Here is a 14,038-nt window from a genome sequence, read left to right on the forward strand (position 1 = left end):
GGCGATGAGGGCTGCCCGCGTGCGGACCCACCCGTGGCCGCAGGCCGCCGTACCAGGGAGGAACCCGGTGTCGGAGCAGCTCGTGAAACCCGAGAAACCCCAACCCGACCAGCCGCACGACCAGCCGCACGACCAGCCGCACGACCAGCAACCCGAGGAGCACGACGAGGAACTGCGCCTGCGGTTCCCCGGCGACCGCCGCGCCGAGGCCGGCGCCTCGATGTCGGCGGGCGCGATGCTGCGCCGCCTGCCGCACCTGGTGCGCCGGGCGCTGGCGCTGGCCTGGGCGGCGGACCGCGCGTCCACCGTGCTGCTCTTGGTCTGCCAGGCGCTGGCCGGGGTGTTCGGCGCGCTGGCGCTGTACGCCACCACCGGCACCCTGGGCGCCCTGCTGGTCGTCGGCCCGGTGACCGAGCACCTGCGCACCGCCGCGCCGTCGCTGCTCCTGCTGACCGCCTCGGCCGGGCTGCGCGCCGTCCTGGGCATCGTGGTGGTGGCCCTGTCCGGCCGGGTGTCGCCGCGGATCACCAGGGAGGCGGAGCTGGCGCTGATCGCCGCCGGGTGCGCCGCCGAGCTGGAGGCGTACGACGAACCCGCGTACAACGAGCAGTGGGAGGCCGCCGACCGGGGCGCTTCGACCACGCCCGACCTGCTCTCCAACGCCCAGGACGTGATCGCCTCCACCGTCTCGCTGGCCGCCGCCGCGGGCGTGCTGGCGACGCTCCACCCCTGGCTGGTGCCGCTACTGCTGCTCGGCTCGGTACCGACCGCCGTCGGCGCCGTCCGCACCGCCCGGATCCACTACCTGGCCGCGGTGAGCACCAACGAGGACCGCGGCGCACTGCGCGTCTACCGGTGGTTCCTGATCGACAAGACCCGTGCCGACCAGGTCCGTTCGGACCAGGTCACACCATTCCTGATGGCCAAGTACCGCCGCGCCGAGGCCAAGATCGTCGCCGCCACCGACCTGGCCACCCGGGAGGCCGCCAAGGTGTCGCTGCTGGCCGCGCTCGGCACCGGCGCCGGCACCGCGCTGATCTGGGGCACCCTGCTGTTCCTGGTCGGCAGCGGCCGGATCGACCTCGCCGCCGCCGGCACCGCCACCTTCGCGCTGCGCACCGCCGCCTCCGGGCTGCACGGCCTGGTCGGCAACGGCGCCCGGCTGTACCGGATGGGCCTCTACCTGGACGACTACTTCACCTTCCTGGACGAGGCCGGCGGCCACCGCATCGCCCGCGGCCGGCTCGTCCCGGAGGCGCCGCGGTCGGTCGAGGTGACCGAGCTGAGCCACGCCTATCCGGGCGAGCAGCAGGAGCCCGCGCTGCGCGGCGTCAGCCTGACCCTGCGGGCGGGTGAGGTGGTGGCAGTGATCGGGCAGAACGGCAGCGGGAAGTCCACCCTGCTGAAGCTGCTGTCCGGTCTGTACCTGCCGCAGTCCGGCCGGATCACCTGGGACGGCGTGCCGGTCGAGGAACTGGACGCGGACGGCATGTGGTCCCGGGTCGCCCGGGTGCCGCAGGAGTTCGCCCGCTGGCCGCTCGGCGCCGCCGAGAACGTCCACCTGGGCCACCTCACCGACCGGCTGATGGCGGACGTGGAGCAGGCCGCGGCCCGGACCGGCTTCGACGAGACCGTGGCCCGGCTGCGCTCGGGCTGGCGCACCCTGCTCGCCCAGGGCTGGTGGGGCGGCGCCGAGCTGTCCGGCGGCGGCTGGCAGCGCGCGGCCGTCGCCCGGGCGCTCTACCGCACCGTGCGCAGCCCCGGGTTGCTGATCCTGGACGAGCCCACCTCGGACCTCGACCCGCGCGCCGAGCACCGCATCCTGCACGCCCTGCGCGGCCTCGCGCCGGGCCGGATCACCCTGCTGGTGACCCACAACATCGCCAACGCGGCGGTCGCGGACCGGGTGATCGTGATGGACCGGGGCAGCATCGTGCAGACCGGCACCTGGGCCGAACTCGCGGCCCGCCCCGACGGGTTGTTCCGCGAACTGCTCGACCTCCAGCGCGACCGCACCGTCCCGGCCCAGCGGCCGGCCGGGGACTGACCGGATGATCCCGCCGGGCGGACGGCGCCCGCCGCCCGCCCGGCCGGGGTCGGGAAACCGGGTGAGACTCCGGCCCGGATGGACGACCATGGCCGGGTGGGTATCGACGGGGGGCCCGATGAGGGCGGGGACGCGGACGACCGGCTGCTGCGCGGTCTGGTCGGCGAAGTGTGGGTCGACGTCTACCGGTTCGGGGACACGGGGGTGGTCGACTTCGGCGGGACGGTCTCCTGGCCGCTGGGCGACTCCGGGGAGGTGTCGACGGGCAGCCGGTTCGCGGTGCACGCCCAGTGCCCGTTCCGGATCGTCCAGTGCGGGGAGGTCTACCTCGGCTCCGGGGACCTGGTGCCGGCCGGACAGGACCCGGTGCCGGCCGGGAGCGGCGACCGCCTCGCCTACGACATCGGCGCCGACGCACTGCGGGAGTTCCTGGCGCGGGAGTCGCCCCGGGTGCTGGCGGTCGAGCGGGCGCCGGAGGGCGACCTGCGGATCACCCTGGAGCACGAGCTGAGGATCGACGTGCTGCCGACGAGTTCGAAGGTCGAGGAGTCCTGGCGGTGCTTCGAACGGCTCGGCGAGCAGGTGGTCTTCCCGTCAGCCGACTGACCGGTTCCGGCCGACGGCCCGCAGCCGCCGCCAGGTGCGGCCCACGCTCCCCCGGGCGGGGGCGTCCGCCTCCCAGCTCCGGGCCGTCCCGGCGAAGGTCTCCGGGCGCGCCGTCACGGCGGGCTCCGCCTGGCCGGCTCGGGCGGCGCGCAGCAGGTCCGCGGGGGTGACGGCGGCGAGCCGGGTCCGGGCGTGGTCGAGCAGGGCGGCGCAGGCGTCGGCGATCGCATGCTCGCCGAGCGGGCGGGTCGGTGCCTCCAGTCCTTCGGCGAGCAGCCGCTCCAGGGCGGTGCGCAGCTCCGGCAGCGAGAGGTCGCGGACGGTCAGCGAGAGGTGGCCGGAGAGTCCGCCGGCGCCGACCGCGCGGTGGGCGAAGGCGCGGGGGACGTAGAGCACGTCGCCGGGTTCGAGGACGGTGTGCAGGCGCTGCGCCGAGTGTTCGTGGTCGGGGAGTTCGCCGAGCGACCACTCCGCCGCTGCGGGCGCGTCGTGGACGTACCAGGTCTTGCGCCCGGTGACCTGGAGGACGAACACGTCGGCGTCGTCGCGGTGCACGGCGAGGCCCTGGGCGCCGGCCGGGGTGAGGAAGAAGAAGGCCTCCACCCGGCGGTCGAGTTCCTCGGACAGCCGGGCCACCAGCTCGCCGGTGGGGCCGTGCCACTGGTCGACGCGGCGCAGCAGCAGGGTGGCGCCGGTGCGCAGCAGGGCGAGCACCTTGGCGCGGTCGGCGTAGCCGTGGTGGGTGGTGCCGTTGATCGTCCGAGGGGTGGTGAAGGCCTCGGGCGGGATGACCACCTTGTCGGAGCGCACCAGCTCCAGGTAGGGGGTGCGCAGCAGTCCGCCGTCGAAGGCGGCGTCCAGCGCGTCGAGGTCGAACGGCGAGACGGGCCGCCCCGGGGTGTAGACGGCGGGCTCGCGCTGCCACCGCCGGTCGGCGAAGCCGTCGAGGTCGCCGACCCAGCCGGCGAGGGTGGGGGATTCCATGGGGCGTCCAGGGATTGTCGGGAGGGCGGGGCCGGTCAGCGGCCGACGGCGGCCTCGAACCGCACCGAGAGCAGGGAGCGCAGCGGCACGGGCGCGTCCTGCCGGGGGGTGCGGATGGTGAGCCCGTGGTCGAGGGCGACGGTCAGCAGGCGTTCGGCCAGCGGCACGACCAGGTGTTTGGCCCAGCAGCGGGCACCGTCGAAGCCGAACGGCATGAACCCGGGGGTCTTCTCCGGGTCGGCGACCGACGTCCACCGCTGGGGCCGGAAGTCCAGTGGGTCCGTCCAGTAGTCCGGATGGCGGTGCATCAGCAGCGGGAGCAGGGCGATGTTGTCCTCGGGCCGGATCTCCGGGTGCAGTCCGGTGTACGCCGGCCCGCCGTTGCGGTAGAGCATCCAGGCGGGCGGGAGCAGCCGGAGGGTCTCCCAGAGGGTGGCGGTGAGGTCGGTCCGGGGTGTGCCGGTCGCTCGCATGAGCCACAGGGCGTTGCCGGCCAGGGCGGCCACGCCGTCGCACAGGGTGGCGGAGGCCCGCCGGTACATGGCGACGGCCTGCTTGCGGTCCAGCGGGTCGGCGGCCCCGCGGATCAGCCCGGCCATCGCCGTGGTGGGTCGGCCGGCCGGGCTCCCGGTGCCCGGCCGGGCGGTGACGGCGTGGTCGACCAGGCGGGAGAGCGTGTCGGAGCGGGTGATGCCGCGCTTCGCCAGCAGGGAGATGGGCAGCGGGTCGGAGCCGAAGAGCCACCGGCGCAGGTACGAGGTGGGCGCGTAGGGCCAGGCGCCGGTGAGGGCGTGCGCCGGGGGCGGCGGTGTCCTGATGCCCGCCATGACGTCCTGGCCGAGTGCGCGGATGGTGCGGGTCGCGCTGTCGTGGGGGATGTCGGCGCCGGCGGCGGGCTTGTAGACCGAGCGCTCCGTCTGGAGCACCGGGCGGGCCGCGACGATTTCCGCCATCAGGGCGGCGTCCGAAACGCCGACCGTGGCGGCTTCGGCGCGGAACACCTTGGTGTCCCGGGCCAGCAGGTCCTGAATTCGCGGGGCGAAGACGACGGAATGTCCGCGGACGGTGTCCGGTGCCATTTCTTGCACGAGAATCACGTCTCCGTGGGAATAGCGATGAAATGCGGCGCCGGTGGGGCGGTGGCCAGGCCCCCGCCCCACCGGGCGTGGTGCATCAGATGACGTGCAGGACCCACGCGTTGTTGGCGAGGTCCTCGTTGCGCTGGAACTTCTTCACGATCGCCTTGATCATCTTCATGGCTGTCCCCTTTCTGGGATTCCGGGTGCGGCGAATGGGTGTCGGCCGCACCGTTGGCGGGGTCCGGCTTTCCGGTCTGGAGGGCCGAACGCTTCAACTGACTCAGGACCTTAACCGAAAGAAGGCGCTCCTGATACCCCTTCGATCACTGGAGTTCGATTTACATGCCCGGTTGACCGCCAATTCGAATGGCGAATCGTTATAACCTTTTCCGGTGGGGGTATTTCCACCGGCCTTTACCAGCGCATTTTCCGAGGTCTTTACCTGAGTCCTCGGAGTGCCCGGCCGGGGCGCCGGACCGGCCGGCCGGTGGGGGACGATGGCAGGCATGGAGCTGAGGATCGAGGCCACCGCCCTGCCCGGCCGCGCGTGCGGGGTCGCGCCGGGCTTCCCGGGGTACCGGGACATCCACGTCGCCGTCCAGCGCCGGGGCCGCCCGGCCGAACTGCTGGATCCGCAGCCCGGGGACGCGCCCCGGGCGCGGTGGTCGCTGGAGTGCGCGGCGAAGCCGCTGCCGGACGGCGGGGCGGATGTCACCGGGCGCTACGTCCAGGGCGGCCCGGGCGGGCGGTTCGTCTACCTGAACTGGGTGACGCCGGACGACGATGCCTGGTCGCTGTTCCGCCGGGCGAAGCTGCTGCTGGCCGCGGTGGACGACGAGGTCCTGGAGCGGGCGGTCGCCACCGGCCTGCTGGTCGCCCGCCTCGGCCTCACCGACGCCGAGGGCCACCCGCTGTGCGCCGCCGTCCGCCCGCCCCGGGTCACCTGGTCGGCGACGGCCTGACCCCCGTGGGGCCTGAACGGACGGGGACGGCCGGAACGCACGGCGGAGGGCCGGAACGCACGGCGGAGGGCCCCGCGCGGACGCGGGACCCTCCGGTGGCTGCGGGAGCGGTCAGTTGTACGGTGGTGGTGACGGTCACGCCGGCGAAGCCCTGCTGGGCGTGGAGGCTGAAGTAGACCCAGCCGGAGGGCGGGTTGCCGATGGTCAGGGTCTCGCCGTTGCCGGGGTTGGCGGACTTCGCCTGGTAGGACGAAGTGGTGGCCCAGGACGGCCCGTTGAAGTAGAGGTCGGCGTTGCCGGTGCCGCCGCTGGTGGTGATGGTCAGCTGCTTCACTCCGGACGGCAGGTAGAGGAAGCTGTAGCCGTAGTCGCCGGTGGTGGCGGCGACGCCGTCGCGGCGGCAGTCCTTGTCGTACTGCCGGGTGTCGGCGGCGGCGCACAGCGGGGCCTGGCCGGTGGGCAGGGTGCCGCAGGCGTCGGTGGCGCAGGCCTTGAGCCAGCCGGCGAAGTCGGCGTCGTAGCGGGTGCCGATGGTGGTCTTGAGCAGAGTGCGGGCGCCGTTCCAGTCGCCGGCGCGGTACTCGGCGAGCAGCGCGTCGACGTCCTGGGGGTGCGACTGGAGCATGTAACGCACCGCCAGGTAGCCCCAGTTGTAGACCCGGACGGAGTCGGCGTTTTCGTAGGTGGAGTCGAACAGGGTGCTCAGCGGGTACGTTCCCTTGCCCGCCTGGGTGACGGCGTCGTCGTAGTGGACGCCCCGGTAGCCGTAGGAGACGTACTCGGCCAGGCCCTCGACCCACCAGACGGTCGGGGTGGTCATGCCGGCCTCGAAGTCGCCGTACATGTCGTAGCGGCCGTCGAGGTAGTGGGTGTACTCGTGGTTGAGGTTCCAGATCTGGAAGTCGGGGCGCAGCCAGTCGGCCTGGTGGGCGATGAAGCGGGCCTGGTTACCGGGCGTGGCCGGGTTGCCCTCCTCGTACATGCCGCCGTTGTCGACGGCGATGCCGTACATCTCCCAGGCGTAGAGGCTGTAGTTGTAGTAGTCGTCGAAGACGACGACCTCCAGGCCGGTGTTGCGGTCGTCCGCGACCGGGCCGTTGTCCTTGACCACGCGGTGGAAGTACGCGTCCTGGTTGACCAGGCTGGTGCAGGTGTCGGCGTTCTGCTGGGCGGTCATGCTCTGCGAGCGGATGCGCAGGTTCGGGCTGCAGGTGTGGTCGCTCTTGAGCACCAGCGGGACGAGCTTGGCGGGTACGTCGCAGGTGCCGTAGTAGGAGCAGTTGCCGGTGTCCTTCTTCTCCGCGAACCAGAGCAGGTTCATGGTGAGCGGACCGGTGGTGCCGACCAGCGGGTAGCGGTTGACCAGGTCCTTGACGATCGGCCGGCCCTGCGCCCGGAGCCCGTCGGCGGTGAGCAGGTTGCCGATCTGGATGCCGATGGTGGTGACGGGGTCGGAGCCGGTGAGCTGGGCGCTGTTGCGGGTGACGAAGGAGGCCATGGTGGTGGCGAAGGACGGGTCGGCCTGCAGGGCCGCGGTGAACTCGGGGAGCTCGAAGCCGCGTTCGATGACGGTCGCGGTGTTGGCGACGGCGGCGGCCATCGATCCGGTCCACCCGCCGGTGTAGTCGTTCAGCAGGCGCTTGACCACGCCGGTGTAGCGGGCGTTCTCCCGGGCGCTGTCGATCAGCGTGACGGCCTCGGCCAGGGTGGCGCCGTTGGCCTCGGTGACGTCCTTGCTGTGCGGGGCGGCGAAGAAGGCGTCCAGCGCGCCGCGGATCGCGCCGCGCAGGTCGGCGCCGTACGGGCCGACGGCGTCGGGGTGGTACCACTGCACGTAGTAGCCGGCCCGCAGGAACAGCACCAACTGCCCGGCGGAGGTGGAGTCGTCGCCGGGATAGCCGGTGGCGGTGTCGCGCAGGGCGTTGGCGACGGTCACCATCTGGGCCTCGTCGAAGGCGCCCTTGGCGCTGTCGCCGGTGAGCGTGAAGAGCGTGTTGACGCAGTCCAGGCCGGCCGACTTGACCTGCCGGACCAGCGCCGCACCGGACGTGCTCGTGAACGCCGAGGTGTCGCAGGCGGAAAGCTGCCGCGCCGTCCGGGCGGTGCCCGCGCTGCCGCCGGCGGTCGGGGCGGTGGGCTTGCCCTGGCTCTCGGAGGCGAGCGGGCGGGGGTCCTGCGGGGTGTCGGGTGACTTCGGCACCGGGATCGCGTGCGGGGCAACCGTCCTGTCCGGACGGGGAGTCGGCGTCGATGGGCGGTCGGCCGCGTGCGCCTGCGGGGAGAACAGTCCGAGCGCGAGGAAGAAGGCGGCGCCGAGCGCGGGGAGTCTGCGCGCGGTCGCCTTCGCTATCCGGAAGGGACGCATGGGGTGGGGGCCTCCGGGACCGTGAGGGGGCCGTGCGGTTGGGGCGCACGGACGGAACCTGATGTGTGACATGTAAAATGGCACACTCATTCAGGTAAAGGGAAGACCTCGGAGCCGGACTTCCGGCCGACGAGACCGAACCGTGCCCCTCCCGCCGTCCGTGCCCCGTCGTCCGTGGTGATCCGTCAGGCTGTCGACCGCGCCCGGGGCGTGAGCGCCGCGAACTCCAGCGGCGCCGACGGGTCCACCGAGACGTCAGTCGGAGCCGGTTCGGCCCCCGAGCGGAGCAGCAGGTCGCCGATCGCCGCGACCATCGCGCCGTTGTCCGTGCACAGCCGCAGCGGCGGCACCCGCAGGGTGATGCCGGCCGCGGCGCAGCGCTGCTCGGCGAGCGCCCGGACCCGGGAGTTGGCGGCGACCCCGCCGACCACCACCAGGGTGTCGATGCCGTGGTCGCCGCAGGCCCGCACCGCCTTGCGGGTGAGCACGTCCGCGATCGCCTCCTGGAGCGCGGCGGCCGCGTCCGGGACGTTCGGCTCGGCGCCGACCGCGCGCTGCGCCTCGACCCAGCGGGCGGCGGCTGTCTTGAGGCCGGAGAAGGAGAAGGCGTACGGGTCGTCCCGCGGCCCGGTCAGCGGGCGCGGCAGCCGGACGGCCGTCGGGTCGCCGTCGCGGGCCGCGCGGTCGACGGCCGGACCGCCGGGGTAGGGCAGTCCGAGGATCCGGGCGGCCTTGTCGAAGCACTCGCCGGCCGCGTCGTCCAGGGTGTCGCCGAGGTGGGCGATCGGGTCCCGGGCGAGGTCGCGGACCAGCAGCAGCGAGGTGTGCCCGCCGGAGACGATCAGCACGACGCACGGGTTCGGCAGCGGCCCGCCGTCGAGGGCCGCGGCGGCGACGTGCCCGGCCAGGTGGTGCACCCCGTACAGCGGGACGCCCAGCGAGAAGGAGTACGCCTTGGCGGCGGCCACCCCGACCTGGAGGGCGCCGGCCAGCCCGGGGCCGGTGGTGACGGCGACCGCGCCGATGTCGCCGAGGGTCAGTCCGGCCCGGTCCAGGGCCTCCCGTACCACCGGGGCCAGCGCGTGGACGTGCGCCCGGGCGGCGATCTCCGGCACCACCCCGCCGTAGCGGGCGTGCTCGTCCATCGAGGAGGCCACCGCCTGTCCGAGCAGCACGCCGTCTCGGACCAGGCCCGCGCCGGTCTCGTCGCAGGAGGACTCGATGCCCAGCACCACCCGAGGCGCCCATGTCATGGTCGCTCACCCTCATCAGTCATTACACGTTCGGGTGACCATTGTGCCCGACGGGATGTGAGGAATAAGCAGGAGCCCATGCTGTGCTCCTGCAAGTCATACGCAATAGTGTTGTCCCGGCACGATCGTCATCGCTCAACCCGCCGAAAGGGGCCGTGTCCTGATGGGCACCTACAACCTTCCCGACCTGCCGTACGACTACTCCGCGCTCGAGCGGGCCATGTCCGCCGAGATCCTGGAGCTGCACCACTCCAAGCACCACGCCGCGTACGTCAAGGGCGCGAACGACACCCTGGAGCAGCTCGCCGAGGCGCGCGACAAGGAGCAGTTCGGCGGCCTGGTCGGCCTGCAGAAGACCTTCGCCTTCCATCTCTCCGGCCACGTGCTGCACTCGCTCTTCTGGCAGAACCTCTCCCCGGAGGGCGGCGACCGCCCCGAGGGCGAGCTGGCCGACGCCATCACCGAGCACTTCGGCAGCTTCGAGGCCTTCAAGAAGCAGCTCACCAGCGCCACCACCGGCGTCCAGGGCTCCGGTTGGGGCATCCTCTCCTGGGAGCCGCTCGGGCAGCGCCTGATCGTCGAGCAGGTCTACGACCACCACGGCAACGTCGGCCAGAACACCACCCCGCTGCTGGCCTTCGACGCCTGGGAGCACGCGTACTACCTGCAGTACCGCAACGTCCGCCCGGACTACGTCACCCGTCTGTGGGACGTCGTCAACTGGCAGGACGTCTCCTCCCGCTTCGCCGCCGTCAAGGGCGCCTGAGCGCGGACCGAGCAGGAGGGCCCCGGGCCGGTCGGGCGGTCCGGGGCCCTCCCCGTCGTTCGGTCCGGGGTGTCCGGTTCCCACCGCGCCTGCCCGTCACGGCCGTTGACACCGGTCACGGCTGCCACACCGAACCGAAGGCTCGACGCCACCCGTTGTTCGCCCGCGGCGGGCGCTCGCTCGCTATGCTCGGTCGACCGCCGGCTTCCGGCGGTCGACCGGCCGACCGGCCCGTCCGCTCCTGAGCGAAAGGTCGCCCGATGGCTCCGCGCCTGTCCGTGGTGGTCCCGATCTACAACGTCGAGCGCTACCTCGGGGAGTGCCTGGACTCGATCGCGGCCCAGACCTTCGAGGACTTCGAGTGCGTCATGGTCGACGACGGCTCGACCGACGACGGTCCCGTCCTCGCCAAGGCGTACGCCGCGCGCGACCCGCGCTTCCGGCTGGTCCAGCAGGAGAACAAGGGCCTCGGCGCCGCCCGCAACACCGGCTGGCGCCACATCGCCCCCGGCACCGAGTACCTGACCTTCGTCGACAGCGACGACACCCTGCCGCCGCACGCCTACCAGCTGATGATCAGCACGCTCGACCAGACCGGCTCCGACTTCGCCACCGGCAACGCGATGCGCCTGCGCACCACCGGCCTCACCCCCTCCCACGCCCACCGCCGCCCGTTCCGCGAGACCCGGCTGCGCACCCACGTCAGCGAACTGCCCGCCCTGGTCACCGACCGCACCGCCTGGAACAAGGTCTACCGGCGCTCCTTCTTCGACGACGCCGGCATCCGCTACCCCGAGGGCCTGCTCTACGAGGACGCTCCGGTCAGCGTCCCCCACCACTTCCTCGCCACCCGGGTCGACGTCCTCTCCGAGCCCATCTACCACTGGCGGGTCCGCGAGGACGGCAACCTGTCCATCACCCAGAAGAAGACCGACCCGCGCGGCCTGATCGACCGGGTCCGCTCGATGGAACTCGTCCGCGAGTGGCTGCTCGCCCGCCCCGAACCGCTCTTCACCGAGCAGTACCTGCGCGCCTACGACCGGAACTGCCTGACCGAAGAGATCCCGATGTTCTTCTGGTCCATCCCGGACGGCGACCGCAACTACTGGGAGGTCTACCAGCGGCACGTCAGCCGCCTCCTGCACGCCATCGGCCCCGAGCGGATCGCCGGCCTCAACCCCCAGCTCCGGCTCAAGTACCGGCTCACCCTGACCGACGCGATGAACCGCTTCATCGCCGTCCAGCGCCTCCACCGCGCCGTCCGCCGCACCCGCCAGGCCGCCCAGGCCGCGCGCCGCCGCTGACCTCGACGGGGTCGCTGTCGGTCTCGGCGGATTCGATGACCTCGACGGAGCCGCCGTTCAGCCGCCTGCGGATGAGGTGAGCCGGCGGACCAGGGTGACCACGGCCGCCCGGTCCGTCGCGGCGTCCGCCGTACCGGCGAGCAGCAGTCGGACCATCTGCGGCAGCGTGAACCACGCGTTCACCAGCCCGATCACCGCGAACATCAGCCGCCCCGGATCCACGCCCCCGGCCACCCCGCCGGTGCGCTGCGCGGCCGCGACGGCCGCCACCTTCTCGCCGTAGTGCGCGGTGCGTTCCGGCCCGGCGGCCAACTCCTCGGCCTCCGTGCCGCGTTGCAGACCCTCCCAGGCCAGCAGGCGGGAGAGGTGGGGGTTGGCCGAGTGGTAGTCGAAGACTCGTCCGGCGTAGTCGCCGAGGTCCAGTACCGCTCCCGGCGCGAGCGGCACCGCCTCCGCCAGCTTGCCCAGTTCGGACGTCAGCACGGCGGCGAAGAGCTGCTCCTTGTTGCCGAAGTACTGGTAGATCCGCTCCTTGTTCACCCCCGCCCGGGTCGCCACCCGGGCGATCCGGGCGCCGTCCGGCCCGAACTCGGCGAACTCCTCGACCGCGGCGTCGAGGAGGAGCTGCTGCGTACGTGCGGTGTCCCAGGCCATGGCCCGAGGATATCCCAAATCTCCAACCCTTTGGTTGGACATCTGCGCCCGCGCGTGCCAAACTCCAACCGAAGGGTTGGAGATTAGGGCTCCAGCCACTCACCACAGGGGAGGACCCGAGCCATGACCACCGACACCATCACCGCGGCCGCACCCGTTGGCAACGCCCCGACTGCCCCGCATGTCCCGTCGGTCCACCGCCGCGCCCTGCTCACCTGGCTCGCCGTCTACCCGACCATCACCACCGCCTTCGTCCTCCTCGGCCCCCATCTCGGGAACCTGCCGGTGGCGCTGCGCACCCTGGTCATGACCGCCCTGGTCGTCCCCGTCGTCGTCTACGCGGTGATGCCCCTGCTCCTCAAGGCGGAGACCAAGCTCGCCCGCCGGAACTAGCGGGCACCGCAGGCCGTCCGCACGTGCCGCGGTCAGCGGCCGGTCGAGATACCGGTGCGGCGCGAACTCACCGCCGCCGGCGCATCGGGGTGAAGCGGACGGGGGTGCCGGGGGCGGCCTGGGCGGCGGAGGGGAGGGCGGCGGCGGGAATGACGCCGATGACGGGGTAGCCGCCGGTGGTGGGGTGGTCGGCGAGGAAGACCACCGGGCGGCCGTCGGGCGGCACCTGGACCGCGCCCAGGACCATGCCCTCGCTGGGGAGTTCGCCTTCGCGGGCGCGCTCCAGGGGAGGGCCGTCCAGGCGCAGGCCGATCCGGTTGCTGGTGGGGGAGACGCGGTAGCCGGAGCCGGTCAGGACGGCGAGGGAGCGCGCGGTGAACCAGTCGTCGCGCGGGCCCAGCAGCACCGGCAGGAGCAGCGGGTCCGGCGGTGCGGGCGTCGGCAGCACGTCCGCTCCGACAGGCGGGCCGGCCGGCTCGCCGAGCGGCAGCGCGTCCCCGGGGGCCAGCGGTGCGGGGCCCAGCCCCGAGAGCAGATCGGCCGAGCGGCTGCCGAGGACCGGCGTGGCGACGATCCCACCCGCGAAGGCGACGTAACTGCGCACACCCCGCGTCGCGGGGCCCACCTCCAGCAGCGCCCCGGCGGGCAGCCGCACCGGGGCGCCCCAGGCGGCGGGGCGCCCGTCGACCCGCACGGCGCACGGCGCGCCGACCACGGCCACCGTCACCGCGCGGTCCACCCGCACCGCGCAGCCGAGCACGGTGGTCTCCAGGGTGGCCGCCGTCGCGGGATTGCCGACCAGGCGGTTGGCGAGCCGGTGGGCGGGCTGGTCGAGCGCACCCGAGCGCGGCACGCCCAGGTGCGCGTGCCCGGGCCGACCGAGGTCCTGGACGGTCGTCAGCAGGCCGGCACTGGTGATGGTGACGGTCATGTCTCCTCGATCACGCTTCCTGGGGAGGGCTCCTGCGGTCATGCTCCCGCAGTCAGGCTTCCTCGATCACGAACCGGACCCGCGTCCCCGGGCTGAACAGGGCCGCGGGTTCCCGGGACGGGTCCCACAGCACGGCGTCGGTGCGCCCGATCAGCTGCCACCCGCCCGGCGAAGAGCGGGGGTAGGCGCCGGTGTACGGGCCGGCGAGGGCGATCGACCCGGCCGGAACGGCGGGGCGGGGGACGGCCCGCCGTGGCACCCGGTAGCGCTCGGGCAGGCCGGTCAGGTAGCCGAAGCCGGGGGCGAAGCCACTGAACGCGACGCGGAACTCGGTCGCGGAGTGGATCCGCGCGACCTCCTCCTCGGCGACGCCCCACAGCGCGGCGACCTCCGCGACGTCGGCGCCGTCGTAGCGCACCGGGACGGTCACGGTCTCCGCGGTGCCCGCCACCAGCGGCGGCACGCACCAGCCGGCCAGCTCGGCGGCCAGGGCGGCGGGATCGGCCACGCCGTCGAGCAGCACGGTCCGCTCGGCGGGCACGACCTCGGTGACGGGCGCGAGTTCGGACGCCGCGCGGCGGCGCTGGAGTTCGGCGTGGAAGGCGGTCGCCTCCTCGGCGCCGGCCAGCTCGACCAGGAGTGCGTCGAGGCCGACCCGCAGGACCCGCATCCTGGTCCCGTTCAGCCGGTTCAT

The 14,038-nt window shown here is 73.2% G+C and carries 13 protein-coding genes; 6 read left to right on the forward strand and 7 right to left on the reverse strand.

Features of this window, described 5'->3' with window-relative positions; all coding sequences use genetic code 11:
• The first annotated feature begins 67 nt into the window (after positions 1-67).
• Positions 68-2,047: an ATP-binding cassette domain-containing protein gene (locus ACZ7BZ_RS22455; RefSeq protein WP_470359832.1), complete on the forward strand. Its 1,980-nt coding sequence runs from the start codon at positions 68-70 to the stop codon at positions 2,045-2,047.
• Between the two features lie 96 nt (positions 2,048-2,143).
• Positions 2,144-2,653, forward strand: a complete 510-nt coding sequence (locus ACZ7BZ_RS22460) for a hypothetical protein (RefSeq protein WP_380459657.1) — start codon at positions 2,144-2,146, stop codon at positions 2,651-2,653.
• Here ACZ7BZ_RS22460 and ACZ7BZ_RS22465 read toward each other — a convergent pair.
• Positions 2,642-3,637 (reverse strand): JmjC domain-containing protein, encoded by a 996-nt coding sequence (locus ACZ7BZ_RS22465; RefSeq protein WP_470359833.1) that lies wholly within the window; start codon positions 3,635-3,637, stop codon positions 2,642-2,644. The genes ACZ7BZ_RS22460 and ACZ7BZ_RS22465 overlap by 12 nt on opposite strands.
• Before the next feature lie 35 nt (positions 3,638-3,672).
• Positions 3,673-4,716, reverse strand: coding sequence for a cytochrome P450 (locus tag ACZ7BZ_RS22470; RefSeq protein WP_470359834.1), 1,044 nt, complete (start codon positions 4,714-4,716; stop codon positions 3,673-3,675).
• Between the two features lie 506 nt (positions 4,717-5,222).
• Between ACZ7BZ_RS22470 and ACZ7BZ_RS22475 the strand changes: the two genes are divergently transcribed.
• Entirely contained in the window at positions 5,223-5,678 is a 456-nt protein-coding gene (locus tag ACZ7BZ_RS22475; protein WP_470359835.1) for a DUF5990 family protein, read from the forward strand.
• Here ACZ7BZ_RS22475 and ACZ7BZ_RS22480 read toward each other — a convergent pair.
• Together ACZ7BZ_RS22480 and tsaD are read right to left on the reverse strand one after the other, a co-directional pair.
• The gene (locus ACZ7BZ_RS22480; protein ID WP_470359836.1) at positions 5,656-8,043 is read right to left on the reverse strand and encodes a M9 family metallopeptidase; all 2,388 of its coding nucleotides are present in this window, start codon (positions 8,041-8,043) and stop codon (positions 5,656-5,658) included. The two genes, ACZ7BZ_RS22475 and ACZ7BZ_RS22480, sit on opposite strands and share 23 nt — an antisense overlap.
• 185 nt (positions 8,044-8,228) lie before the next feature.
• Positions 8,229-9,296: a tRNA (adenosine(37)-N6)-threonylcarbamoyltransferase complex transferase subunit TsaD gene (gene tsaD, locus ACZ7BZ_RS22485; RefSeq protein WP_470359837.1), complete on the reverse strand. Its 1,068-nt coding sequence runs from the start codon at positions 9,294-9,296 to the stop codon at positions 8,229-8,231.
• A gap of 163 nt (positions 9,297-9,459) precedes the next feature.
• Here tsaD and ACZ7BZ_RS22490 point away from each other — a divergent pair, with 163 nt between their 5' ends.
• Both ACZ7BZ_RS22490 and ACZ7BZ_RS22495 read left to right on the forward strand, forming a co-directional pair.
• Positions 9,460-10,062, forward strand: a complete 603-nt coding sequence (locus ACZ7BZ_RS22490) for a superoxide dismutase (protein ID WP_465740450.1) — start codon at positions 9,460-9,462, stop codon at positions 10,060-10,062.
• A gap of 260 nt (positions 10,063-10,322) precedes the next feature.
• On the forward strand, positions 10,323-11,366 hold the full coding sequence (locus tag ACZ7BZ_RS22495; protein WP_470359838.1) for a glycosyltransferase family 2 protein: 1,044 nt from the start codon (positions 10,323-10,325) through the stop codon (positions 11,364-11,366).
• A 57-nt stretch (positions 11,367-11,423) separates the two neighbouring features.
• Here ACZ7BZ_RS22495 and ACZ7BZ_RS22500 read toward each other — a convergent pair whose 3' ends face one another.
• On the reverse strand, positions 11,424-12,020 hold the full coding sequence (locus ACZ7BZ_RS22500; protein ID WP_470359839.1) for a TetR/AcrR family transcriptional regulator: 597 nt from the start codon (positions 12,018-12,020) through the stop codon (positions 11,424-11,426).
• 123 nt (positions 12,021-12,143) lie between these two features.
• Here ACZ7BZ_RS22500 and ACZ7BZ_RS22505 point away from each other — a divergent pair, with 123 nt between their 5' ends.
• Positions 12,144-12,413, forward strand: a complete 270-nt coding sequence (locus ACZ7BZ_RS22505) for a putative antibiotic biosynthesis monooxygenase (RefSeq protein WP_470359840.1) — start codon at positions 12,144-12,146, stop codon at positions 12,411-12,413.
• Between the two features lie 67 nt (positions 12,414-12,480).
• On the opposite strand, the gene ACZ7BZ_RS22510 is transcribed toward ACZ7BZ_RS22505, so the two are convergent.
• Positions 12,481-13,344 carry a 5-oxoprolinase subunit C family protein gene (locus tag ACZ7BZ_RS22510; RefSeq protein ID WP_470359841.1) on the reverse strand — a complete coding sequence of 288 codons (864 nt, stop codon included), beginning with the start codon at positions 13,342-13,344 and terminating at the stop codon, positions 12,481-12,483.
• Between the two features lie 52 nt (positions 13,345-13,396).
• The gene (locus ACZ7BZ_RS22515; RefSeq protein WP_470359973.1) at positions 13,397-14,014 is read right to left on the reverse strand and encodes a 5-oxoprolinase subunit B family protein; all 618 of its coding nucleotides are present in this window, start codon (positions 14,012-14,014) and stop codon (positions 13,397-13,399) included.
• Between the last annotated feature and the right edge of the window lie 24 nt (positions 14,015-14,038).

The organism is Kitasatospora sp. NPDC036934 (assembly GCF_055608425.1).